Genomic DNA, 23,021 nt, shown 5'->3' with positions numbered 1-23,021 from the left:
ATCGCGGCCCACCCCAAGGCCGTCAAGACCCACGGCGACGGCGTCCCCGAAGCCGTCCGGCACGACCCCGCCCCTCGCGCCGGAGGCGAGGGGCCGGCGCGCGAAGCCGTCCGGCACGACCCCGCCCCTCGCGCCGGAGGCGAGGGGCCGGCGCGAGGCCTTCAGGTGGTCGCGCGGGACGGTCTCGAGAGGAGTACGAGGCTGCGGGCCTCGACCGTCATCTCCGTGCCCGCCTTGTGTTCGGCCTCGTCGGAGCCCTGGGGTTCGGCCGTGTCGAGGACGGTCGTCCAGCGTTCGCCGTAGGCGGGGTCCGGCAGCCGGAAGTCGACGGGTTCCCAGTGGCCGTTCAGCAGCAGCAGGAACGAGTCGTCGACCACCCGGTTGCCCCGCGCGTCGGGTTCGGCGATGGCGTCGCCGTTGAGGAAGACGCCGACCGCGTGCGCGTCGGAGCGCTGCCAGTCCGCCTCGGCCATCTCGCCGGCGTCCGGCAGCAGCCAGACCAGGTCGGGCAGCGGCTGCCCCGCGTGCGTCACGGTCTCCCCCCGGAAGAACCGGCGCCTGCGCAGCACGGGATGCGCCGCGCGCAGGCCGATCACGTACCGTGTGAAGTCGGCGAGTTCACGCTGTTCCTGACTCAACTCCCAGTCGATCCAGGACACTTCGTTGTCCTGGCAGTAGGCGTTGTTGTTGCCGCCCTGCGTACGGCCGAGTTCGTCGCCGTGACAGAGCATCGGAATGCCCTGGGAGAGCAGCAGGGTGGCGAGGAAGTTGCGCTGCTGGCGGGCCCGCAGCTCCAGCACGGCCGGGTCGTCGGTCTCCCCCTCCGCCCCGCAGTTCCAGGACCGGTTGGTGCTCTCGCCGTCCTGACCGTCCTCCCCGTTGGCCTCGTTGTGCTTGTCGTTGTAGGAGACCAGGTCGCGCAGGGTGAAACCGTCGTGCGCGGTCACGAAGTTGACGCTCGCACGCGGGCGCCGCCGGCTGTGCTGGTACAGGTCGGAGGAGCCGGTCAGCCGGGAGGCGAACTCACCGAGCGTGTGCGGCTCGCCCCGCCAGAAGTCCCGTACGGCGTCCCGGTACATGCCGTTCCACTCCGACCACAACGGCGGGAAGTTGCCGACCTGGTAGCCGCCCTCCCCCACGTCCCACGGCTCGGCGATCAGCTTGACGCGGCTGATCACCGGGTCCTGCTGGATGAGGTCGAAGAACGCCGACAGCCGGTCCACCTCGTGGAACTGCCGGGCCAGCGTGGCCGCGAGGTCGAAGCGGAAGCCGTCGACGTGCATCTCGGTCACCCAGTACCTGAGCGAGTCCATGATCAGCTGGAGCACGTAGGGATGCCGCATCAGCAGGCTGTTCCCAGTGCCGGTGGTGTCGTAGTAGTGCTCCCAGTCGCCGTCCACCAGGCGGTAGTACGAGGCGTTGTCGATGCCCCGGAAGGAGAGCGTGGGCCCCTTCTCGTTGCCCTCGGCGGTGTGGTTGTAGACGACGTCGAGGATGACTTCGAGGCCGGCCGCGTGCAGCGCCTTCACCATCGCCTTGAACTCGGTGACCTGCTGGCCCCGGGTGCCGTGGGCGGCGTAGGCGTTGTGCGGCGCGAAGAAACCGATCGTGTTGTAGCCCCAGTAGTTGGCGAGGCCGCGGTCCTGGAGCACCCCGTCCTGCACGAACTGGTGAACCGGCATCAGCTCGACGGCGGTCACGCCGAGCGAGGTCAGATGGTCGATCACCGCGGGGTGCGCGAGACCGGCGTAGGTGCCGCGCAGTTCCGGCGGGACGTCCGGATGGGTGCGGGAGAGTCCGCGGACGTGGGCCTCGTAGATCACGCTGTCGGCGTAGGGCCGCCGGGGCGGCCGGTCGTCGCCCCAGTCGAAGGCCGGGTCGGTGACCACGCCGAGCATGGTGTGCCCGGCGCTGTCCGCCTCGGGGGTGTACAGCGAGGGGTGGTTGACCACCTGCCCGTCCACCGCCTTGGCGTACGGGTCGAGGAGCAGCTTCGCCGGATCGCACCGATGGCCGAACGAGGGCTGCCAGGGGCCGTGCACCCGATAGCCGTACCGCTGCCCCGGTCCGACGCCGGGCACGTAGCCGTGCCACACGAAACCGTCGACCTCGGTCAGCGGGACGCCGGTGTGGGCGCCCCGCTCGTCGACCAGGACGAGTTCGACCCGCTCGGCGACCTCGCTGAACAGCGCGAAGTTGGTGCCCTCGCCGTCGAACGACGCCCCCAGCGGGTAGGGGTGCCCGCTCCAGGCCGGCACCCGCTTCCCGTTCTTGTACGGCTTCTTCCTGGACGACGGCACGCTCAGCACCCGCCATCGGCAGTGGTGGCGGCCAGGACCGCGACCGGCATCTCGCGCGGCACCTGGAGCACCTCCCGCAGGGTGGGCTCGGGGGCCGTCGGCACGAGGGGGACGCGCTCGCCGGCGCGGGCCCGCTGCGAGAACCAGATGACCTTGCTGCCGGTGTCGGTGGCACAGCAGCCCCAGCCGTCGCTCATCGCGGCGATCCGCTCGAGGCAGGCGCGCAGATCCAGATCCGGGCGCAGCTCGCTGTCGTTCCCGGCGACGGCGGTGATGAGGTGCTGGCCGTTCCACCACAGCTCGATCGAGGTGTTCTTGTCCCTCGCGTGCTCGTCGATGGCCTTCAGCAGCAGTTCGGCACCACTGCAGACGGGCTCGACCAGGGTCTCGAGGTCCCAGAGCCGTAGGTGGGCGGCCAGGATGCGCCTGACCTGTCCGACCCGTTCCGGGCTGACCTCCACGTCGAGGTGGTAGTAGCAGGGCACTGCGGTCTTCATCGTCACTCCTCACCGGCGAAGCTCCCGCTCCTCCCGGCCCCCGCGGGGCCGGGCCCCGAAACACAGAGCGTGAGCGCTGATCGCTTCAGAGTCACTCCAGCGTGGGAGAGCTACGCCATTCGTGCAACACGAGCGGCCGACGAGGTAGTTGAAGAACCAACAAGACGTTGGGTCGTCATCCATGCACCATGAGTGAAGATCTCTTGAATCCCGGATCTTCTTGAGCCCTGGATCTTCCCGAGCCCGGACCCTTCCGCGCCCTGGATCCTCCCGAGTCCGAAAGGTGAACGGCGCCATGCTGCTACCGGCCAAAGCCGAGGTCGCCCGGCAACTGCGGCGCTATCGCGCCTGGGAGCGCGTGATGCTCGCGTCCCCCACCGACCGCGATGTCCGGGCCACCTTCGAGGACTCGGGCTACACGCTGTGCGTTCTGATGGGCAAGCGCTGCGCGCGTGAGGCGGCCGAGGCCGCCGAGCGCTATCTGCGCAGCAGCGTGGTGGCCTACCGGCAGGAGCAGAGCGACCTCCCCCGCACGGGTGCCGTCGCGAGACGTGGTCCGCCGAGGTCCGCGGACCGTTCCCCCGCGGGGAGGTAACCCTTCCGGCGCAGCTTCGATCCCCGGCCGGGCGCAGTCAGCGTCCGGCCTCGAGCACGGCGGAGGCGAGAGCATGAGTTCCACCCCGGTCATCGGCCGCATCCCGGTTCGGGACGTCCGCCCTGCCGTCGATTCCGGCAGGCGCCCGGCGAAGGCGGTCGTGGGAGAGACGTTCCAGGTCACCGCGACGGTGTTCCGCGAGGGTCATGACGCGGTCGCAGCGAATGTCGTCCTGACCGACCCGGAAGGGCGGCACGGCCCCTGGACGCCGATGCGGGAACTGGCTCCCGGCAGCGACCGCTGGGGCGCGGAGGTCACCCCGGACGTCGAGGGCCACTGGACGTATCGCGTCGAGGCCTGGAGCGATCCGGTCGGCACCTGGCGCCGCGTCGCCCGCATAAAGGTTCCTGCCGGTCTCGACACCGGGCTGGTCCTGGAGGATGGCGCCGAGCTGTACACCCGCGCGGCCGCGGGGGTCCCGGAGGGGCCGCAGCACGCGGTGCTGCTGGCCGCGGCGAAGACGCTCGCGGACGACTCCCTCCCGGTCGCCACCCGTCTGGCGGGGGCCCTGACCCCGGACGTGGACGCGGTGCTCGCCCGCCATCCGCTGCGGGAGTTGATCACGGCGTCGGAGACGCTGCCGCTGCTGGTGGAGCGGGAGCGGGCGCTGTTCGGGTCGTGGTACGAGTTCTTCCCGCGTTCGGAGGGCACGCCGGAGCACCCGCACGGCACGTTCCGTACCGCGGCCCGGCGGTTGCCGGCGATCGCCGCGATGGGTTTCGACGTGGTCTATCTGCCGCCGATCCATCCGATCGGCACGACGTTCCGCAAGGGCCGCAACAACACCCTGTCCGCGGGCCCGGACGATGTGGGCGTGCCGTGGGCGATCGGTTCGCCGGAGGGCGGGCATGACGCGGTCCACCCGGATCTGGGCACGATCGAGGACTTCGACTGGTTCGTGCAGGAGGCCAAGGGGCAGGGTCTGGAGATCGCGCTGGACTTCGCCCTGCAGTGCTCCCCGGACCACCCCTGGGTGCACAAGCACCCGGAGTGGTTCCACCACCGCCCCGACGGCACCATCGCCTACGCGGAGAACCCGCCGAAGAAGTACCAGGACATCTACCCGATCGCCTTCGACGCCGACCTGGAGGGGCTGATCGTGGAGACGCTGCGGGTGCTGCGGCACTGGATGGACCACGGGGTGCGGATCTTCCGGGTGGACAATCCGCACACCAAGCCGGTGGTGTTCTGGGAGCGGGTGATCGCGGACATCAACGCCACCGACCCGGACGTGATCTTCCTGGCGGAGGCGTTCACCCGGCCGGCGATGATGCACACCCTGGCGCAGATCGGCTTCCAGCAGTCGTACACGTACTACACCTGGCGCACCACCAAGGAAGAGCTCACCGAGTACCTGACGGAGCTCTCCGGTGAGGCGGCCTCCTACATGCGGCCGAACTTCTTCACCAACACCCCCGACATCCTGCATGAATTCCTCCAGCACGGCGGCCGTCCGGCGTTCGCGCTGCGCGCCGTCCTGGCCGCCACCCTCTCGCCGACCTGGGGCATCTACTCCGGCTACGAACTGGCGGAGAACACCCCGGTGCGGGAGGGCAGCGAGGAGTACCTGGACTCGGAGAAGTACCAGCTCAAGGCCCGCGACTGGGACCGCGAGGACAGCCTCGCCCCCCTGATCACCCAGCTCAACACCAGCAGACGCCGCCACCCCGCCCTCCAGCGCCTGCGGAACATCCGCTTCCACCACACCGACAACGACGCGGTCATCGCCTATAGCAAGCGCACCGGTGACGACACGGTCCTGGTGGTCGTGAACCTCGATCCGCACCACACCCAGGAGGCCACGGTCTCGTTGGACATGCCGCAACTCGGCCTGGAATGGCACGAGTCCCTGTCCGTCCACGACGAACTGACGGGTGAGACCTACCGCTGGAGCAGAAACAACTACGTGCGCCTGGAGCCCGGCCGGGCACCCGCGCATCTGTTCCAGGTCCAGAGGTCGGCACCGCAGATCGGAGGATCCACAGCGTGACTGTCAACGAGCCCGTCCACGACACCTTCGAGGACACCCCGGCCAAGGACCGGGACCCCGACTGGTTCAAACGCGCGGTCTTCTACGAGGTGCTCGTCCGCTCCTTCCAGGACAGCAACGGCGACGGTGTCGGCGACCTCAAGGGCCTGACCGCCAAGCTGGACTATCTCCAGTGGCTCGGTGTCGACTGCCTGTGGCTGCCGCCGTTCTTCAAGTCACCGCTCCGGGACGGCGGCTACGACGTCGCCGACTACACCGCCGTGCTGCCGGAGTTCGGTGACCTCGCCGACTTCGTGGAGTTCGTCGACGCCGCCCACCAGCGCGGCATGCGGGTCATCATCGACTTCGTCATGAACCACACCAGCGACCAGCACCCGTGGTTCCAGGAGTCCCGCAGGGACCCCGACGGCCCCTACGGCGACTACTACATGTGGGCCGACGACGACAAGCAGTACCAGGACGCCCGGATCATCTTCGTCGACACCGAGGCCTCCAACTGGACCCACGACCCGGTCCGCGGCCAGTACTACTTCCACCGCTTCTTCTCCCACCAGCCGGACCTCAACTACGAGAACCCGGCGGTGCAGGAGGAGATCCTGGCCGCGCTGAAGTTCTGGCTCGACCTCGGCATCGACGGTTTCCGCCTCGACGCGGTCCCCTATCTGTACGCGGCCGAGGGCACCAACTGCGAGAACCTGCCCGCCACGCACCAGTTCCTGAAGCGGGTGCGCAAGGAGATCGACGCGATGTACCCGGACACGGTGCTCCTCGCGGAGGCGAACCAGTGGCCGGAGGACGTGGTCGACTACTTCGGCGACTACCAGGCCGGCGGCGACGAATGCCACATGGCCTTCCACTTCCCGGTCATGCCCCGCATCTTCATGGCCGTCCGCCGCGAGTCGCGCTACCCGGTCTCGGAAATCCTCGCCAAGACCCCGGCCATCCCGGCCAACTGCCAGTGGGGCATCTTCCTGCGCAACCACGACGAGCTGACCCTGGAAATGGTCACCGACGAGGAACGCGACTACATGTGGGCCGAGTACGCCAAGGACCCGCGGATGCGCGCCAACATCGGCATCCGGCGGCGCCTGGCCCCCCTGCTCGACAACGACCGTGACACGATCGAGCTGTTCACCGCCCTGCTGCTGTCCCTGCCCGGCTCGCCGATCCTCTACTACGGCGACGAGATCGGCATGGGCGACAACATCTGGCTCGGCGACCGGGACGCCGTACGCACCCCGATGCAGTGGACACCCGACCGCAACGCGGGCTTCTCCACTGCCGACCCGGGCCGGCTCAACCTGCCGATCATCATGGATCCGGTCTACGGGCACCAGGTCACCAACGTCGAGGCGTCGATGGCCTCGCCGTCCTCCCTGCTGCACTGGACCCGCCGGATGATCGAGATCCGCAAGCAGAACCCGGCGTTCGGTCTCGGCACCTTCACCGAGCTGCACTCCTCCAACCCCGCGGTGCTGGCCTTCCTGCGGGAGTACGAGGACGACCTGGTCCTGTGCGTGAACAACTTCTCCCGATTCGCGCAGCCCACCGAACTGGATCTGCGCGCGTTCGACGGCCGGCACCCGGTCGAGCTGTTCGGCGGGGTGCGCTTCCCGGCCATCGGTGAACTGCCGTATCTGCTGACCCTCGGCGGGCACGGCTTCTACTGGTTCCGGCTCTCCCGAGTCGCATCCCGCATCGGCCGACGCCTTTGAGCGTGCCGACGAAAGGACGCGTCACCATGCCGAAGACCGCACCCCTCAGCCCGAGACCCGCGCCCGCGGCCGATCTCATGGCCTCGCTCGGCGACCTGCTGCGCCAATGGCTGCCGCGGCAGCGCTGGTTCGCGGGCAAGGACCGGCCTGTGAGCGAGCTCGGTCTGCTGTCGATGACCGAGCTGTTCCCGGGCTGTCTGCATCTGCTGGTCCACACCGGTCACGGCGGGGTGCCCGCGCCGGGCGGCGGCGCCCCGGCAGGCGACTGCTACCAGTTGCTGCTCGTTGTGCGCAAACACCTCTTGCCACGTCTCGGGCGCGCCCTCATCGGCCGTGCGGAGCAGGGCCCCTTGGCCGGTCTCACGGTGTACGACGCCCTGCACGACCCGCGCTCGGCACAACTGCTGCTCGAGCGGCTCCGGCATCCCGGCACGGCCGGCCCGCTGCGCTTCGAGCGCGCCCCCTCGGTGCCGGTGCCCGCCGGTCTCCCGCCACGGCTGCTGGAGGCCGAGCAGTCGAACACCTCGCTGGTGTACGGCGACGAGTTCATCCTGAAGCTCTTCCGCCGCATCCAGCCCGGCGTCAATCCGGACCTGGAGGTGCCGGTCGCACTGGCCGGACAGGGCTGCCGCCGGGTGCCGGCGCCGGTCGCCTGGTTCCGGACCACGCATCCGCAGGAGGCCACGCTCGGCGTGCTCCAGCCGTATCTGCGCGACGCGTCCGACGGCTGGGCGCTGGCGCTCCAGGCGCTCGCCGCGGGCGACGACTTCACCGTGCAGGCACACGAACTGGGGCGGGCCATGGCGGAGGTGCACCTCGCGCTGGCCGCCGCCTTCCCCGGCAGCGGCCACGACGACAACGCCTCCACGGCGGCAGCGATGACCGAACGCCTGGACTCCGCCGCGCACAGCGTGCCGGCGCTGCGGCCGTTCGTCCCCGGCCTGCGCAACGCCTTCGGCGCACTCGCCACCTGCGACTCCGGGCCGCCCGCGCAGCGCGTCCACGGTGACCTGCACCTGGGGCAGGTGCTGCGCGCGGGCCGCGAGTGGTTCGTCATCGACTTCGAGGGCGAGCCGTCGCGCCCGCTCGCCGACCGGTGCACCGCCCAGTCCCCGGTCCGGGACATCGCGGGCATGCTGCGCTCCTTCGACTACGCGGCCCGGCAGCGCCGGCCCTGGCGCCCGGAGTGGGCGCGCCGCTGCCGGGAGGCCTTCTGCGGGGGCTACGCCGCTCTCGCCGGATGGGATCCGCGCAAGAAACACGGACTGCTGCGCGCCTACGAGACCGACCGGGCCGTCTACGAGGTCCTGTACGAAGCACGACACCGGCCGGACTGGCTGCCCGTGCCCATGGCGGCGATCGAACGCCTCGCCGTGAGAGGAGACTGAGCCGTGGCCCTGCGAGACACTTCCCTGCCCGAGCCGTCCGGACCGGCGCCCTGTGCCCCGGCCCCCGCGCTCGACCCCGCGGACCGGGGCCGGCTGCTGGCCGGCGCCCACCACGACCCGCACGCCCTGCTCGGCGCCCACCCGGTCGAGGGCGGGGTTCTCTTCCGGGCGTTGCGTCCCTTCGCCCGTGCGGTGAGCGTCGTGATCGACGGCGAGCGCAGACGGCTGGCGTCGGAGGGCGACGGTCTCTTCTCCGCTCTGCTGTCCCTCGACGCGATCCCCGACTACACGCTGCTTGTGTCGTACGCGGACGGCGAACAGGAGGTGCACGATCCCTACCGCTTCCTGCCCGCGCTCGGCGAGACCGACCTCCATCTCATCCGCGAGGGCCGCCACGAACAGCTGTGGAAGGCGCTCGGCGCCGAGCCCATGACCCACGAGGGAGTGACCGGCACCCGCTTCACGGTCTGGGCGCCCAACGCCCAGGGCGTCCGGGTGGCCGGGGAGTTCACCTTCTGGGACGGACAGCAGTTCCCGATGCGCTCGCTCGGCGCGTCCGGAGTGTGGGAGCTGTTCCTGCCCGGGATCGGTGAGGGCGCCCGCTACAAGTTCGAGATCACCTCGCGCCACGGCGACCGGTTCCTCAAGGCCGACCCGATGGCCCGCCGCTCGGAGGTGCCGCCCGACACGGCGTCCATCGTGACCTCCTCGCGCTACGAGTGGGGCGACCAAGACTGGATGGCCCACCGCGGGGACACGCCCGTGCACGTGGCGCCGTTCTCGGTCTACGAGGTCCATCTCCCGTCCTGGCGCCCAGGACTGACCTACCGGCAACTGGCCGACGAGCTGCCGTCGTACGTCAGGGACCTGGGCTTCACTCATGTCGAGCTGATGCCGGTCGCGCAGCACCCCTTCAGCGGCTCCTGGGGCTACCAGGTCACCGGGTTCTACGCGCCGATGGCCCGGCTCGGCACCCCGGACGACTTCAAGTACCTGGTCGACGCCCTCCACCGGGCCGGCATCGGCGTGATCATGGACTGGGTGCCCGCCCACTTCCCGAAGGACGACTGGGCGCTGGCCCGCTTCGACGGGGACCCGCTGTACGAGCCGGGAGACTCCCGGCGTGCCGAGCACCCGGACTGGGGGACGTACGAGTTCGACTTCGGTCGCGTCGAGGTGCGCAACTTCCTGGTCGCCAACGCCGTGTACTGGTGCGAGGAGTTCCACATCGACGGCCTGCGCGTGGACGCGGTCGCCTCGATGCTCTACCTGGACTACTCGCGCGACTCCGGCCAGTGGAGCCCCAATGTGTTCGGGGGGCGGGAGGATCTCGACGCGGTCGCCTTCCTCCAGGAGATGAACGCGACGGTCTACCGCCGGGCGCCGGGTGTCGTCACCATCGCCGAGGAGTCCACGGCCTGGGACGGGGTGACCCGTCCCACGGACAGCGGGGGCCTGGGTTTCGGCCTGAAGTGGAACATGGGCTGGATGCACGACTCCCTCGGCTACATCAGCCATGAGCCGGTGCACCGCAAGTACCACCACAACGAGATGACCTTCTCGATGGTGTACGCGTACAGCGAGAACTACGTGCTGCCGATCTCCCACGACGAGGTCGTCCACGGCAAGCAGGCGCTGGTGTCCAAGATGCCGGGCGACTGGTGGCAGCAGCGCGCCAACCACCGCGCGTATCTCGGCTTCATGTGGGCCCACCCCGGTAAGCAACTCCTCTTCATGGGCCAGGAGTTCGCCCAGGGCGCCGAGTGGTCCGAGTCCCACGGACCCGACTGGTGGCTGCTCGACCCGGCGTACGGGGCCGAGGCCGACCACCGGGGCGTCCGCGATCTCGTGCGCGATCTCAACGCCGTCTACCGCGCGACCCCCGCCCTGTGGGAGCGCGACACCGACCCCGGCGGTTTCCGGTGGGTGGTCGGGGACGCGGCCGAGGACAACGTCTTCGCCTTCCTGAGGTTCGACGCGGCGGGCGGTCCGCTGCTCGCGGTCTCCAACCTCTCCCCCGTCGTGCGCGAGGACTACCGCCTCGCCGTCCCCGACGGTCTCCCCCTGTGGCAGGAGTCCCTCAACACCGACGCCGCGCGGTACGGCGGCGGCGACATCGTGCGGCGCGACCCGGTCAAGGCGGAGGACGGGGCGCTGCGGCTCACCCTGCCGCCGCTGGCGACGGTGTGGCTGGTCCCGGTGCCCGGCTGAGCCCACAGGCGACGCGGAGGTGTCCGACCGGCCCGAAGGGGCAGTCGGGGTCGTACGAGAACCCGCATCCTCGTCGTCGCCGAGGGCCACAGAAAGGGCTATGTCACGTGCGCACCGTGGGAGTGGAGGAGGAACTCCTCCTGGTCGACCCCGAGACCGGCGAGCCGCAGGCGCTGTCCGCGGCCGTACTCGCGCGAGCCGCGCAGGACGAGCCGGGCCAGGACGTCTTCGAGAAGGAACTGCACAACCAGATGCTGGAGTTCGCCACCCACCCGCAGTCGGGCATGGACGAACTCCGCGCGGAGATCGTGCGCTGCCGCAAGGAGGCCGCCCGGCTCGCCGGCGACAGCGGCTGTGCCGTGGTCTCCCTGGCCACCTCGCCGCTGCCCGTCAGCCCTTCCGTGGGCGTCGGCCGCCGCTACCAGTGGATGGCGGAGCAGTACGGCATCGCCACCCAGGAGCAGCTCGTCATGGGCTGTCATGTCCATGTATCCGTGGAGTCGGACGAGGAGGCCGTCGCCGTCGTCGACCGGATACAGCCCTGGCTGACCGTGCTGGCCGCGCTGAGCGCCAACTCGCCCTTCTGGCAGGGCAAGGACTCCGGTTACAGCAGCTACCGCAGCCGGGTGTGGCAGCGCTGGCCCTCGGCCGGTCCGACCGAGCCGTTCCGCTCGGCGGAGCGCTATCACCGACGGGTCGCGGACATGGTGGCGACCGGCGTCATCCTGGACGAGGGAATGATCTACTTCGACGCCCGGCTGTCCCGGACCTACCCCACGGTGGAGATCCGGGTCTCGGACGTCTGTCTGCACGCGGACACCGCCGCGCTCCTCGCGACCCTCGCCCGCGGGCTGGTGGAGACGGCCGCGCGCGAGTGGCGGGCGGGCAAGGAGCCGGTGACGCACAGTGTGAGCCTGCTGCGGCTGGCGGCCTGGCGGGCCGCGCGCTCCGGCATCACCGAGGAGCTGCTCCATCCGGCGACGATGCACCGCATGCCCGCCGAGACCGTGGTGCGAGCCCTGCTGAAACACGTCGAGGACGCGCTCGCCGACAGCGGCGACCTGGACCGGGCGCGCGAGTCGTGCGCCGAACTGCTGCGGCGCGGCAACGGCGCCCGGGTGCAGCGCGAGCTGCTGGAGCGCACCGGCAGCCTGCGCAGCGTGGTCACCGAGTGCGTCCGGCTGACTCAGTCGTAGGTCCTCACAGGGCCAGGACGACCGCGTACACCAGGAAGAACGCGGCGACGAGGACAACCAGGAGCAGGATCAGGGCCAGCGGCCCCTTGGCCCAGCCCCTGGTCGGGTTGTGCGTCTCCCGCGGGCCGGCCTCGGGCATGCTGCTCTCGGCGGGCGGGGTCTCGCCCGGCGGTACGCCGCCGCCCGGTTCCAGTCCGGTGGTGCGCTCGGGTTCGGGATCGGGGTTCACGTGACTCATGCGGTCCGAGTGCCCCGATCTCGACGAGATCACGGCTGACCGCTTACTTCCGTATTCCAGGTACCACTCGCTCGCGCCTGGGCTAGATTCGAGCACCGCGGATGACCGAACTCGTCCGCGCAGTCACAGCCCGTACACGTCAGGAGCAGCGCATGCGCGACTTCGCCCTCGCTCCCCGGACCATCTCGCGCTCCAGCGGCGGTCTGGCCGACAGCGTGTTCGAGCGGGCGGAGCTGGACCCCACCCTGCCGGTGCTCGCCCGCCGTCCCGAGGGCTCCTCGGGACGCTGGCAGGAGGTCACGGCCGTGGAACTGCGGGACGAGGTGGTGGACCTCGCCAAGGGACTGGTCGCCTCGGGGATCTCGCCGGGCCACCGGGTGGCGATCATGGCGCGCACCCGTTACGAGTGGACGGTTCTCAGCTACGCGCTGTGGACGGTCGGCGCCGAGGTCGTACCGATCTATCCGACGTCCTCGCGCGAACAGGTCGAGTGGATCCTGCGCGACACCGACTGTGTGGCCGTGGTGGTGGAGGACGAGCAGGCGGTCATGACGGTCGGCTCGGTGTGCGCCTCGCTGCCCCGGCTCCGCCACGTCTGGCAGCTGGATGCGGACGCGCTCGAGAACCTGACGCAGCGGGGCCGGATGATCCCGCTCGCCACGGTCGAGTCGCTGCGCCGTATCGTCCTGCCGGACTCCACGGCGGTCATCGCCTACACCTCCGGCGCCACGGGTCATCCGCTGGGCTGCGCACTCAGCCACCGCGGCCTCGCGAGCCCCGTCGACACCCTCCTCGAAGGCTGGCGCCAGATCACGGCACCTCCCGGAGAGCAGCCGTCCGTCCTCGCCTTCCTGCCCTTCTCCCATGTCTACGGCCTCATGATCCAGAGCGTGTGCATCCGCGGCGGTCTGCTCATGGCCCACGAGCCCGATCTGAGCGAGGAGGCGCTGGCGGCCGCTCTGCAGTCCTTCCGCCCCACCTACTTCTACGCCGTCCCCTCCGTCTTCGAGAAGATCTACAAGAACTTCCTGCGTGCCGCCCAGCAGTCGGGCCGCGGCGCCCTGTTCGAGCGGGCCGCCGACACGGCACGGGACTTCGCCCTGGCCTGCGAGCGGCAGCGGCTGGGCGAGGGCCCCGGCCCCGGGTTCGACCTGCGGCTCCAACACGCCCTGTACGAGCGGACGGTGTACCGCAGACTGCGGGCCGCGATGGGCGGCCGGGCCCGCCGGGCCACCTCGGGCGGCTCCACCCTCAACCGTGAGCTCTCCCTGTTCTACGAGGGCATCGGCGTCTACGTCCACGACGGATACGGCCTCACGGAGACCTGCGGCGGGATCACCATGCAGCCGCTGGGCCGGGAGAGGTCCGGGACCGTGGGCCGGCCCCTGCCGGGCGTGGATCTCCGGGTGGCGGACGACGGGGAGATCCTGGTGCGCGGGCCGTCGGTCTTCCAGGGCTATGTCCATGACGAGGCCGCGACACGGGCGGCGCTGTACGGCGGCTGGCTGGCCACCGGGGACCTCGGGCAGCTGGACGCCGACGGCTATCTGACGATCACCGGCCGCAAGAAGGACATCATCGTCACCACCAGCGGCAAGAGCGTGGCCCCGGCCGCCCTCGAGCACCGGCTGAGGATGCATCCGCTGATCCACCAGGCGGTGGTGGTCGGTGACAACCGGCCCTGCGTGGGCGCCCTGCTCACCCTGGACCCGGTGTTCCTGGCCCACTGGCGCGGAGTCCTGGTGGCCCAGCAGGACCCCTCGGCGCGCGGGGCCCGGGAGGAGAACGCGCTGCGGGAGGAGATCGCGCGGGCCGTGGCCGCCGCCAACAGCACGGTCTCGCGCTCGGAGTCGATCCGGGTGTTCCGGGTGCTGTCGGAGCCGTTCGACCTGGCCAACGGCCTGCTGACGCCGTCGATGAAGCTGCGCCGGGACGAGATCGTGCGCCGGTACGCGATGGAGATCGACGCGATGTACCAGGCCCGCTCGGCGAACGCCCGGCGCGGTCCGGCGGAGGACGTGCTGGGCTGGGACGACTCGGACGACGTGTTCCGGTGAAACCTCGCCGTCGGCCGCGTTCCCCGAGGTGAGGACGATTGGGCGGCCCGCCCTAGGGAACACGGCTCAGTGGCGACATGAGAGAGTACGAAGAATCCGCTGACGCCGGGTCGTGAGAGCGGCACGGCACCGAGCCGCATTGGGACGAGACACTGACTTCCGAGGCGATTCCGAGCCGCACCACCCGTTTCGCGGGCGAGCCGCATTGCGTGACGGGTGCGCGGCTCGCCGCTGAGGAATTCTTGGGCGACCTCGGCCAGAGCGTGCCGCCCACGACTCCCGAGCACTGGGACGACATCCTGCTGGTGGTCACCGAACTCGCCGCCAACGCCGTCCAGTACGCACCCGGTCCCTTCGTCCTGCGGTTGCGCCGCACCTTCGACGGTGTGCACGTGACGCTGCGCGACACCAACCCGACGCCGCCGGCCCCCCGTTCCTTCGATCCGCGCACGGGCGGCGGCGGCATCGGCTGGCACCTGGTCCACGCGCTGTGCGACCAGGTCAGCGTGGTGACGGACGAGCGCGGCAAGGACGTCCACGTCTTCCTGCCGTGGTGACCTGGCCCGCTTCGGTCAGGCGGTGGCCGTGAGCCCCAGATAGTAGGCGCCGACCGCCGCGAGGTATGCACGGTCCCTGGTCTCGCTGTCGGTACGGAAGCGGGGGGCCGCCTTCACCTCCGACTCCGTGCAGGCCAGGGTGATCCGCCGGTCATGGGTGTCGACGCGGGTGACGACGCCGACCGGGACCAGGACGCTGCGGCCGAAGATCCAGACACCGGTGTCGACGACGAGGTGCTCCATGCCGTCGGGGGCGGCCTGTCGGTCCACGTGTCCGATCGCGCCGTCGCTCGCGACGACGCTGAAGCCCGTCAGGTCCTGTCCCTCGACGTAACCGCTGTCCGGCACGTACGACCAGATTCTGTCGGTGGTCACGCTGCTCCTTCCCTCCCGAGCGCTGCACGGACCCCGGCTCTCCACTGCGAGCGGGCCCACAGCACCCCAATACCCTTCTGCCGCACACGCATTCGGCTACGGGCACCCTCACAAGCGGTTTCCCCGCGTCCGGTCCGCGCACCTCCTTCACCTTTCTCCCGGTGCACTTTCGGGCGCGGGCGGGCATGGTGGTCCTCGACGCATTCGTCGCGCCCGCACGGGCACACGAAGGGCGTTCGAGGCAGAACCGCCTGGAGCCGCAGAAAGGGATGAAACACCGTGACACGACCCAGGATCCTGGTGGTTGGCGCCGGCTTCGCCGGAGTCGAATGCGTTCGCCGGCTGGAACGGAAACTCTCCCCGGACGAAGCCGACGTCACCCTGGTGACGCCGTTCGCCTACCAGCTCTATCTCCCACTGCTGCCCCAGGTCGCCTCCGGCGTGCTGACGCCCCAGTCGATCGCCGTCTCGCTGCGCCGCAGCAAGAAGTACCGCACCCGGATCATCCCGGGCGGCGCGATCGGCGTGGACCTCAAGTCCAAGGTCTGCGTGGTCCGCACCATCACCGACGAGATCATCAACGAGCCCTACGACTACATCGTGCTGGCTCCCGGCAGCATCACCCGCACCTTCGACATCCCCGGTCTCACCGAGCACGCCTTCGGCATGAAGACCCTCGCCGAGGCCGCCTACATCCGCGACCACGTCATCTCCCAGCTCGACCTCGCGGACGCCAGCCAGGACCCGGACGAGCGGGCGGCCCGGCTGCAGTTCGTGGTCGTCGGCGGCGGATACGCCGGCACCGAGACCGCCGCCTGTCTGCAGAAGCTCACCCACGCGGCGGTCAAGCGCTACCCGCGCATCGATCCGTCGCTGATCAAGTGGCATCTGATCGACATCGCCCCGAAGCTGATGCCGGAGCTGGGCGACAAGCTCGGGCGCAGCGCGCAGGAGATCCTGCGCCGGCGCGGCATCGACGTCTCGCTCGGTGTCTCGATCGAGAAGGCGGGCCCCGAGGAGGTCACCTTCACCGACGGCCGGGTGATCCCGACCCGGACCCTGATCTGGACGGCCGGGGTCGTCGCCAGTCCGCTCATCGCGACGCTCGGCGCCGAAACGATTCGCGGACGGCTCGCCGTCACCGCCGAGATGACCCTGCCGGGCCAGGACGGCGTCTTCGCGCTCGGCGACTCCGCCGCCGTGCCGGACAAGGCCAAGGACGACGACAGCGCGATCTGCCCGCCCACGGCACAGCACGCCATGCGCCAGGGCAAGGTGGTCGCCGACAACGTCATCGCGACGCTGCGGGGCCAGGCGCTGAAGCCGTACGTCCACAAGGACCTGGGCCTCGTCGTCGACCTCGGCGGCAAGGACGCCGTCTCCAAGCCGCTCGGTATCGAACTGCGGGGCCTGCCCGCCCAGTTCGCCGCCCGCGGCTACCACTGGATGGCGCTGCGCACCAACGTGGCCAAGGTCCGCGTGGCGACGAACTGGACGCTCAACGCCCTCGCGGGCGACGATTTCGTCCGCACCGGCTTCCAGGCCCGCAAGCCCGCCAAGCTGAAGGACTTCGAGTACACCGACGCGTACCTGACCCCGGAACAGGTCAGGGCGCAGGTCGAGGGGACACCGCGGCTGGACCCGTAGGCGTGACGCGGATCACTCCGGACCGCCGGTCGGTTCCCCGCCGGCCGGCGGTCTTCGGAGGGACAGCACAGCTTCCCTCCGAAAGGACACCGTCATGGCCGAGACCGTGAAGGGCCCCGCGAGCTACTTCCCCTCCATCGAGAAGAAGTACGGCCGCCCGATCGCCGAGTGGCAGGACCTCATCCGCTCCTCGCCGCTGACCCGGCACATGGAGCTGGTCGCCTGGCTGAAGACCGAGCACGGGCTGGGACACGGTCACGCCAACGCCCTGGTGGCCCACACCCTCGCCGAGGCCGAGGGCAAGTGATCCACCCCGCCGTGCCATGCTGGAACGGATCATGACGTGACACGGGAGTGAGTACGGCGGAGTGAACACAGCGAGGCTGCGCGATCGGGTTTCGGCGTCGGACCCGGGGCTGCTCCGGCTGGCCGCCGGTCTGCGCACGGTGGTGGCGATCGCCCTCACCCTGGCCGTGCTCGGCCTGCTGGGGACGAGCGTCCCGCACCTGGTGGCGGGCGCCATCGCGGCGATGGTCGCGACCTTCGCCATCCGGGAGAAGCAGCGTGCCCAGCAGGCAGTGACCCTCGCCCTGGGCCTCCCGGTGGCCGTGGCCTCGATGTCACTGGGCGCGCTGCTGAGTTCCCGGGTGCTGGCCGGCGACCTCTTCTTCGTCGCGCTGATCTTCTGCGCCGTCTACGGCCGCCGCTTCGGTGAGCGCGGCACCACGCTCGGCCTGATCGGCTTCCAGGTCTACTTCGTGTCCCTGTTCGTCGGTGCCACCGTCTCCGGCCTGCCCGCCCTGTACGGCGTCCTCGGCGTCGCCTTCCTGTGCAGCGCGGCGGCACGCTTCCTGCTGGTGCCGGAGACCCCCGCAGGCCTCCTCGAACGCCTGCGGGAGGCGTTCCGGGTCCGGCTGGCCCAGCTGGTCTCCGCGCAGCTCCGGCTGCTGGACGCCGGGCCCGAGGAGATCGACGAGGCGCTGAAGGACGTACGCGAGGGCACCGCGCGGCTGCACGAGACCGCGCTGATGATCCAGGGGCGGCTGGAGGAGGGGACCTCCGACGCGGCGGCGGCGCGGCTCGTGCAGCGGCGGATCGCGGACGCCGAGATCACCGCCGAGCGGCTGGGGCTGTTGCTGCTGAGCGCCCGCAGCTCCGAGCGCGCGGACACTCTCACCCTGCATCTGCCGGGTGCGCCGGCCCCGCGGGCGGACCGGATGCCCGGGCGGGACGAGGTGATGGCCACGGTGCGCCGGGACCTGGAGGCGCTGCGGCTGCTGGTGCTGCGCCCGGTCGCCGCCAGGTCCAGCACGGCCCTGTCCCAGGTCCGCAACCGGCTGCTCGGCTACCGCGAGGAGGAGAACCTGCCGCCTGCGCCGCCCGCCGTCCAGGACGTGTTCCGGGGCGTCGGCGAGGCCGCCCGCGCGGTCCTGGGCCTCCGGATCGCCCTCGACGGCCCGCAGGACGAGTCGGACGACTCCCCCGCGACGACCCGCTCGCGCGAGGAGCTGGACGCCGAGGACGCCGTCATCGACGCCCGCGAGGCGGACGGCGGGACGCAGGAGGAGCTCACCGGGCTCAGGCGGCCCACGACCCGGGCCGCGGTGCAGGTCGCCGTGGGGTCCACGCTCGCCATCGTCGGGGGCGAGTTCCTCTCCAGCCAGCGCTGGTACTGGGCCGTGCTGACCTGCTGGATCGTCTTCATCAACACCGCGTCCACGGGCGAGATCCTGGTCAAGGGCTATCGCCGGCTGCTGGGTACCGTCCTCGGCGTGGTCGCCGGGATCGTGCTGGCGGGAGCGGTCGGGCAGCACACCTGGACGGCGTTCGCCCTGGTACTGGTCCTGGTGTTCGCGATGTTCTACACCGCGCCGCTCTCCTACACCCTGATGTCGTTCTTCGTCACCGCGGCGCTGGGGCTGCTCTACACCCTGCTGCACACCTACAGCTTCTCGGTGCTGGTGCTGCGCGTGGAGGAGACCGCGCTCGGCGCGGCCTGCGGGGTGATCGCGGCGGCGTTCGTCCTTCCGGTGCGCACGGACCGCCGTACCAACGAACTGCTCGTCACCGTCCTGGAGCGGCTCGACGAGGTCACGGAGGCCGCCGTGGACCAGCTCAGCGGCGGCTCCCCCGCCGATCTGCTCGACCAGGCGCGCGACCTGGACCAGGCGCTGGCCGACCTGCGGGCGGCCACCCGGCCCCTCACCCACCCGATCACGCCACTGCGGGCCCGGCGGGACACCGCCCGCTATGTTGTGGCGCTCCTGGAGACCTGCGCGTACCACGCGCGCTCGCTGGCGGCCACGGCCGAACTGCTGCCCACGCATCCCTCGATCGCGGCGGATCCCCGGCTGCGCCGGGCCGGCCGGCGCATCGGGGACAACATCGCGGCCATCGCCGCGCATGTCGCCGACGAGCGCTCCACCGCCCGGGTCGAGACCGGGCCGAGCATCGCGTCACTGCTGGAGACCGAGGTCCCCGGTACCCCGCGCTTCGGCCGGATCACCGACCGCGTACTGCGGCACGTCCAGCGGCTGGACGAGACCCTGGTGGGCCTGGCCCGGCCGCTGGACGTGCCGGTCGCGGCGCCCCGGCGATAGGGCGGCGCTCAGAGGTCGGTGGGCAGACCGCTCACCTCGGCGATGCCGCGCAGTTCGTCGTCGAGCCGTCGGCGTTCGCGGATGTATTCGGCGATCTCACCGAGGCGGACCGGGTCGGAGGCCGTGTCCGCGTCGGTGACCACCCGGATCGGGCCGGCGCTTTCATCGACATGGAGTTCGATCACCTTGTTGTCCATACGGCCGGTCACCGCCGTGGCGATGACCAGGGCGGCCTCGTCGCGGATCTCCTGGGGCAGCCCGTCCTGCCGGCTGTCCTCGAGCGCGAAGTCCAGAGCGGGCAACTGATGCTCGTCGATCGCCCGCAGCACCGGACGGACCACGTCGAGCAGCAGCTCGTAGTCCTCCGAGGCCATACGGATGCGCAACAGATTCAGGTAGACGTCCACGGGCCTGCCGTCGGACGGAAGCTCGGGTTCGTTCATGCACCCCGGGTTCCCCGTATGCCGCGGCTCAGACCCTGCGCCAGCGGGCCATCGCGAACGAGAACACCCCGAACAGCACCAGCCCGACGGCGACCAGCACGAGCAGCCACGGCCCCATCGGGGTGCCGGCGAACGAGCGGAGCGTGTCGTCGAGGCCCTTCGCCTTGTCGGGCTGGTAGTCGACCGCGGCACGGACGGCGAACGCGCCCGCCGCGGTGAACACCACGCCACGCGCCACTCCGCCGCCGACACCCGTCACGTCGACCAGCTTCCTGATCCGCGGGCTCATCTCGGCGAGCTTGAGCTTGTCGTGGAAGGACCTGCGCACCGCCTGTGCGGCGATCCACACACCGGCTATCGCCACACCGACGCCCGCGACGCCCACCAGCCACTGCCCGCCGGGCCACTCCAGGACCCGCGCGGTGACGTCCTTGGACTGCTTGTCGCTCGATCCGCCACTGCCGGAACCGACGGTGAAGGCCAGCACGGAGTAGGCGACGAAGGCGTAGAAGACGCAGCGGGCCGCCGACAGCAACCGTTTCGTGGCTTTGCGCCCGTCGGGTCCGACCGCGCCGAACACCACCTCGGACAGTCGCCACAGGGCCATGCCGACGAGCCCGATGCCCAGCGCCCACAGGACGACGGAGCCGAACGGCTTGTCGGCGAGGGCGGCGAGAGCGCCGCCGCGGTCGGCCTGGCGCTTGCCGTCGCCGAAGGCGATCTGCAGCGCCAGTACACCGACCAGCAGATAGATCACTCCGCGGGCGGTGAATCCCGCGCGGGCGGCGCCCTCCGTGACGGAGCCGCGTGCCGCGCGTCTGGCCTGGATCCGGCCGGTCGTTGCCGTGGAGCTGGTGGTCATGTCGGTCTCCTGGAAGTCCGGATGCCGTCCTGGCGGACGGTCACACGGGATGCGGTCAGTCGGCCAGTCGCGCGGGTTCGGACATGGCCGCGAGCAGGCGGTGAGCCGTCTCCAGGGCCAGCCGCACGTCCCGCGTGCCGGTGGATACACACAGCGTGTAGGCGAGGTCCCGGGCGCGGGGGCTCGGTTCTGCCGCGTTCGCGGACTCCTCGGCGCGCAGCGTCTCGTACTCCTGTACGAGTTGCCGCAAAAACGTCGGATTGGGTATCAGCATCTGGTTCTCTCTCCCCCCGTGCTCTCAAGCCTCGGTCGGTCCGTCGGCCTGCCGCCGCGAGCGGTCGGCGAGCGCCTCGTCGCGCACGCGTGCGCAGCTGCGGCTGATGAGCCGGGAGACGTGCATCTGCGAGATGCCGAGCTGGTCGGCGATGCGGCTCTGTGTCATGTCCTCGAAGAAGCGCATGTACAGAATGGCGCGCTCGCGCTCGGGCAGCCGACGCAGACCTTCCTTGGCGGACTCGCGGTCGACCACGACGTCGTACGACGTGTCCGGGCCGCCCAGGGTGTCGGCGAGGCTGTAGCCGTCGTCGCCGGCCGAGAGCTCGGCGTCCAGGGAGAGGGTGCTGAAGCTTTCGAGGGCCTCCAGTCCGGTGACGACCTCTTCCTCGGTCAGGCCGGTGTGGGCGGCGAGGTCGGCGGGCGTCGGTTCGGGGGAACCGGGGTTCTGGGTGAGTTCGCGTCGGGCCACCCGCACCTTGTTGCGCAGTTCCTGCACGCGGCGGGGCACCCGCAGGGCCCACATGCGGTCGCGGAAGTGGCGCTTGACCTCACCGGTGATGGTGGGCACGGCGTAGCTCTCGAAGGCCCCGCGTTCCGGTTCGAACCGGTCGATGGCCTTGACGAGCCCGAGGGCGGCGACCTGGCGCAGGTCCTCGATCGACTCGCCGCGGTCGCGGAACCGGCCCGCGATGCGGTGGGCCATGGGGAGCCAGGCGGTGACGAGTTCGTCGCGCAGGGCATCACGCTCGGGGCCTTCTTCCAGCCCGGCCAGCCGGGCGAAGAGGGCCATGGTGTCGGGGGCGTCGTCGTGCCGCCGCCTGCCGGCGGCGGTGGGGCGGTCCTGAGTGGTGGGACGGCTGGTCGACGTGTCGGTGAGCATGCGGATTCGCTCCTGAAGAACGGGTTCAGGGTCTGACCGCGGGAGGAACGACGCCGGGACCGCCGAAAGGGGCCCGCAGCAGCCGTACAGCTCCCGCTGGCGCGCCTCCGGTCCGAAGCACGAAACTGCGTCTGCCCTGCTGTATGGGTCCCAAACTGCGTCAGTGAAACTCCGTTTTCCGGCGGCTTTCCCAGGGGTGCCGGATCAGCTCAGGGGCACCACGGCGGTGATGCACTTGCCGCCCGCGGGCAGGTCGGTCACGCGGACGTCGCGGGCCAGCCGGCACACGATCGGCCAGCCGTGGCCGCCGGGGTGCCACCTGCCCTGCGGGTCCACGGGCGCTTTGGCGACGGGCAGGGCGGTGCTGCGGTCGCTGACCGAGACGGACACGCCCCGGCCCTCGACGGTGACGCGGAAGTCGGTGACGCCGCCACCGTGCAGGATGGCGTTGGTGGTGAGCTCCGAGGCGACCAGCAGCGCGTCCGAGAGCGCCTGGGCGTCGCAGGGGGCGTGTGTGGCACGGCAGCATTCGGACACGGCCCGCTCGACTGCCTGGCGTGCCTCGGCAGGCCGGCGCGGCCCGGGCCGAACGAGGGGACGGGCGACAGAGAGTTCGGGGGCGGCTTCGGTCCTGTGCTCGTCGCACATGACGTGGCTCCTGATCAGTGGATCGAGTGGGGGGTTCTCAGGTCGGTGAGGAAACAGAAGCCGGGCCCGGCCGGACCCACGGACACGGTGACCGTGATGTGCGGTGCGCGCCCTCCGTAGGCCTCCAGTAATCGGCTGACCTCTGCACGCCGGGCCAAACCTCCGCCTTTCGGGCGGCACGGGGGGTCGCCAGGGGGCCATTCGATCGCGTTCCGGGGGTACGCGACCTGCATGACGGATGTCGTGGACTCAGATGAACTGATGCGCCGAATTCAGCGCGCCCGGGCCTGCGCGGCGGAGGAGGAGCAGTCCTGGCGGGCGCGCAGCGACGAGCTGGCGCCCTCCGATCCGGAGGGCGCCCGGGACGCCGCCGTGCGCACCCTGGCCTACGAGGCGGTGACCCGGGTGCTGGACGAGGTGCTCAGGCCGGGCAGCCGCTGACCGCGGGGCCGTCCGGGCCGGGCTGATTGACCTGCGTCCGGGCCG

At 70.7% G+C, this 23,021-nt stretch carries 21 protein-coding genes; 12 read left to right on the top strand and 9 right to left on the bottom strand.

The features are described from left to right. Positions 1-161 precede the first annotated feature (161 nt). Together glgX and ACGFWE_RS24565 are read right to left on the bottom strand one after the other, a co-directional pair. Positions 162-2,258: a glycogen debranching protein GlgX gene (gene glgX, locus ACGFWE_RS24570; protein WP_393601981.1), complete on the bottom strand. Its 2,097-nt coding sequence runs from the start codon at positions 2,256-2,258 to the stop codon at positions 162-164. Between the two features lie 44 nt (positions 2,259-2,302). Beyond that, positions 2,303-2,797, bottom strand: a complete 495-nt coding sequence (locus ACGFWE_RS24565; protein WP_352389860.1) for a pep a2 — start codon at positions 2,795-2,797, stop codon at positions 2,303-2,305. Positions 2,798-3,092: 295 nt separating this feature from the next. Here ACGFWE_RS24565 and ACGFWE_RS24560 point away from each other — a divergent pair, with 295 nt between their 5' ends. The 6 genes from ACGFWE_RS24560 to ACGFWE_RS24535 all read left to right on the top strand — a co-directional run bounded on the left by ACGFWE_RS24560 (position 3,093) and on the right by ACGFWE_RS24535 (position 11,952). After that, positions 3,093-3,392: a DUF5133 domain-containing protein gene (locus ACGFWE_RS24560; protein WP_393601725.1), complete on the top strand. Its 300-nt coding sequence runs from the start codon at positions 3,093-3,095 to the stop codon at positions 3,390-3,392. A gap of 73 nt (positions 3,393-3,465) precedes the next feature. Next, the gene (locus ACGFWE_RS24555; protein ID WP_393601723.1) at positions 3,466-5,442 is read left to right on the top strand and encodes an alpha-1,4-glucan--maltose-1-phosphate maltosyltransferase; all 1,977 of its coding nucleotides are present in this window, start codon (positions 3,466-3,468) and stop codon (positions 5,440-5,442) included. Next, complete coding sequence (gene treS / locus ACGFWE_RS24550; protein ID WP_393601721.1) at positions 5,439-7,157, top strand: maltose alpha-D-glucosyltransferase; 1,719 nt, start codon at positions 5,439-5,441, stop codon at positions 7,155-7,157. The genes ACGFWE_RS24555 and treS overlap by 4 nt, the downstream gene beginning before the upstream one ends. 26 nt (positions 7,158-7,183) lie before the next feature. Continuing rightward, positions 7,184-8,545 carry a maltokinase gene (locus ACGFWE_RS24545; RefSeq protein WP_352385830.1) on the top strand — a complete coding sequence of 454 codons (1,362 nt, stop codon included), beginning with the start codon at positions 7,184-7,186 and terminating at the stop codon, positions 8,543-8,545. Between the two features lie 3 nt (positions 8,546-8,548). Further along, positions 8,549-10,756, top strand: a complete 2,208-nt coding sequence (gene glgB, locus ACGFWE_RS24540) for a 1,4-alpha-glucan branching enzyme (RefSeq protein ID WP_393601719.1) — start codon at positions 8,549-8,551, stop codon at positions 10,754-10,756. Between the two features lie 107 nt (positions 10,757-10,863). Continuing rightward, entirely contained in the window at positions 10,864-11,952 is a 1,089-nt protein-coding gene (locus tag ACGFWE_RS24535) for a glutamate--cysteine ligase (RefSeq protein WP_393601717.1), read from the top strand. Between the two features lie 4 nt (positions 11,953-11,956). Here the strand turns inward: ACGFWE_RS24535 and ACGFWE_RS24530 are convergent, their stop codons facing one another. Then, positions 11,957-12,190: a DUF6480 family protein gene (locus ACGFWE_RS24530; RefSeq protein ID WP_352385836.1), complete on the bottom strand. Its 234-nt coding sequence runs from the start codon at positions 12,188-12,190 to the stop codon at positions 11,957-11,959. A gap of 152 nt (positions 12,191-12,342) precedes the next feature. Here ACGFWE_RS24530 and ACGFWE_RS24525 point away from each other — a divergent pair, with 152 nt between their 5' ends. Both ACGFWE_RS24525 and ACGFWE_RS24520 read left to right on the top strand, forming a co-directional pair. Beyond that, positions 12,343-14,247, top strand: coding sequence for an AMP-dependent synthetase/ligase (locus tag ACGFWE_RS24525; protein ID WP_393601715.1), 1,905 nt, complete (start codon positions 12,343-12,345; stop codon positions 14,245-14,247). Between the two features lie 152 nt (positions 14,248-14,399). Beyond that, positions 14,400-14,804 (top strand): ATP-binding protein, encoded by a 405-nt coding sequence (locus ACGFWE_RS24520; RefSeq protein ID WP_352387090.1) that lies wholly within the window; start codon positions 14,400-14,402, stop codon positions 14,802-14,804. Between the two features lie 15 nt (positions 14,805-14,819). On the opposite strand, the gene ACGFWE_RS24515 is transcribed toward ACGFWE_RS24520, so the two are convergent. Next, entirely contained in the window at positions 14,820-15,179 is a 360-nt protein-coding gene (locus ACGFWE_RS24515) for a PRC-barrel domain containing protein (protein WP_352385840.1), read from the bottom strand. A 279-nt stretch (positions 15,180-15,458) separates the two neighbouring features. Between ACGFWE_RS24515 and ACGFWE_RS24510 the strand changes: the two genes are divergently transcribed. The 3 genes from ACGFWE_RS24510 to ACGFWE_RS24500 all read left to right on the top strand — a co-directional run bounded on the left by ACGFWE_RS24510 (position 15,459) and on the right by ACGFWE_RS24500 (position 19,426). Further along, on the top strand, positions 15,459-16,826 hold the full coding sequence (locus ACGFWE_RS24510; protein ID WP_352385842.1) for an NAD(P)/FAD-dependent oxidoreductase: 1,368 nt from the start codon (positions 15,459-15,461) through the stop codon (positions 16,824-16,826). A 94-nt stretch (positions 16,827-16,920) separates the two neighbouring features. Further along, positions 16,921-17,133 (top strand): DUF4287 domain-containing protein, encoded by a 213-nt coding sequence (locus ACGFWE_RS24505; RefSeq protein ID WP_352385844.1) that lies wholly within the window; start codon positions 16,921-16,923, stop codon positions 17,131-17,133. 61 nt (positions 17,134-17,194) lie between these two features. Further along, positions 17,195-19,426, top strand: coding sequence for an FUSC family protein (locus ACGFWE_RS24500; protein WP_393601712.1), 2,232 nt, complete (start codon positions 17,195-17,197; stop codon positions 19,424-19,426). Positions 19,427-19,434: 8 nt separating this feature from the next. Here the strand turns inward: ACGFWE_RS24500 and ACGFWE_RS24495 are convergent, their stop codons facing one another. The 5 genes from ACGFWE_RS24495 to ACGFWE_RS24475 all read right to left on the bottom strand — a co-directional run bounded on the left by ACGFWE_RS24495 (position 19,435) and on the right by ACGFWE_RS24475 (position 22,535). Beyond that, positions 19,435-19,869 carry a hypothetical protein gene (locus tag ACGFWE_RS24495; RefSeq protein ID WP_352385848.1) on the bottom strand — a complete coding sequence of 145 codons (435 nt, stop codon included), beginning with the start codon at positions 19,867-19,869 and terminating at the stop codon, positions 19,435-19,437. Between the two features lie 28 nt (positions 19,870-19,897). Then, positions 19,898-20,731: a DUF1206 domain-containing protein gene (locus ACGFWE_RS24490; protein ID WP_393601710.1), complete on the bottom strand. Its 834-nt coding sequence runs from the start codon at positions 20,729-20,731 to the stop codon at positions 19,898-19,900. Positions 20,732-20,786: 55 nt separating this feature from the next. Next, positions 20,787-21,005 carry a DUF5133 domain-containing protein gene (locus tag ACGFWE_RS24485; protein WP_352385851.1) on the bottom strand — a complete coding sequence of 73 codons (219 nt, stop codon included), beginning with the start codon at positions 21,003-21,005 and terminating at the stop codon, positions 20,787-20,789. Positions 21,006-21,029: 24 nt separating this feature from the next. Further along, positions 21,030-21,887 (bottom strand): SigB/SigF/SigG family RNA polymerase sigma factor, encoded by an 858-nt coding sequence (locus ACGFWE_RS24480; RefSeq protein ID WP_352385853.1) that lies wholly within the window; start codon positions 21,885-21,887, stop codon positions 21,030-21,032. A 204-nt stretch (positions 21,888-22,091) separates the two neighbouring features. Further along, a complete protein-coding gene (locus tag ACGFWE_RS24475; RefSeq protein ID WP_393601707.1) occupies positions 22,092-22,535 on the bottom strand; it encodes an ATP-binding protein in 444 nt (147 codons plus the stop codon). A 231-nt stretch (positions 22,536-22,766) separates the two neighbouring features. Between ACGFWE_RS24475 and ACGFWE_RS24470 the strand changes: the two genes are divergently transcribed. Continuing rightward, positions 22,767-22,976 carry a hypothetical protein gene (locus tag ACGFWE_RS24470; RefSeq protein WP_352385857.1) on the top strand — a complete coding sequence of 70 codons (210 nt, stop codon included), beginning with the start codon at positions 22,767-22,769 and terminating at the stop codon, positions 22,974-22,976. Positions 22,977-23,021 lie beyond the last annotated feature (45 nt).

Origin of the sequence: Streptomyces sp. NPDC048523 (genome assembly GCF_043199815.1) — a bacterium.
In the GTDB taxonomy this organism is placed as follows: Bacteria; Actinomycetota; Actinomycetes; order Streptomycetales; family Streptomycetaceae; genus Streptomyces.
The sequence above is the reverse complement of the archived record's forward strand: the minus strand, read 5'-3'. Positions and strand labels throughout refer to the sequence as shown.

Bases quoted from the DNA above. Each gene is read 5' to 3' on its own strand.
- ACGFWE_RS24565 (WP_352389860.1), bottom strand. From the start codon at position 2,797: ATGAAGACCGCAGTGCCCTGCTACTACCACCTCGACGTGGAGGTCAGC.
- ACGFWE_RS24560 (WP_393601725.1), top strand. From the start codon at position 3,093: ATGCTGCTACCGGCCAAAGCCGAGGTCGCCCGGCAACTGCGGCGCTAT.
- ACGFWE_RS24555 (WP_393601723.1), top strand. From the start codon at position 3,466: ATGAGTTCCACCCCGGTCATCGGCCGCATCCCGGTTCGGGACGTCCGC.
- ACGFWE_RS24545 (WP_352385830.1), top strand. From the start codon at position 7,184: ATGCCGAAGACCGCACCCCTCAGCCCGAGACCCGCGCCCGCGGCCGAT.
- ACGFWE_RS24530 (WP_352385836.1), bottom strand. From the start codon at position 12,190: ATGAGTCACGTGAACCCCGATCCCGAACCCGAGCGCACCACCGGACTG.
- ACGFWE_RS24525 (WP_393601715.1), top strand. From the start codon at position 12,343: ATGCGCGACTTCGCCCTCGCTCCCCGGACCATCTCGCGCTCCAGCGGC.
- ACGFWE_RS24505 (WP_352385844.1), top strand. From the start codon at position 16,921: ATGGCCGAGACCGTGAAGGGCCCCGCGAGCTACTTCCCCTCCATCGAG.
- ACGFWE_RS24495 (WP_352385848.1), bottom strand. From the start codon at position 19,869: ATGAACGAACCCGAGCTTCCGTCCGACGGCAGGCCCGTGGACGTCTAC.
- ACGFWE_RS24490 (WP_393601710.1), bottom strand. From the start codon at position 20,731: ATGACCACCAGCTCCACGGCAACGACCGGCCGGATCCAGGCCAGACGC.
- ACGFWE_RS24485 (WP_352385851.1), bottom strand. From the start codon at position 21,005: ATGCTGATACCCAATCCGACGTTTTTGCGGCAACTCGTACAGGAGTAC.
- ACGFWE_RS24480 (WP_352385853.1), bottom strand. From the start codon at position 21,887: ATGCTCACCGACACGTCGACCAGCCGTCCCACCACTCAGGACCGCCCC.
- ACGFWE_RS24475 (WP_393601707.1), bottom strand. From the start codon at position 22,535: ATGTGCGACGAGCACAGGACCGAAGCCGCCCCCGAACTCTCTGTCGCC.
- ACGFWE_RS24470 (WP_352385857.1), top strand. From the start codon at position 22,767: ATGACGGATGTCGTGGACTCAGATGAACTGATGCGCCGAATTCAGCGC.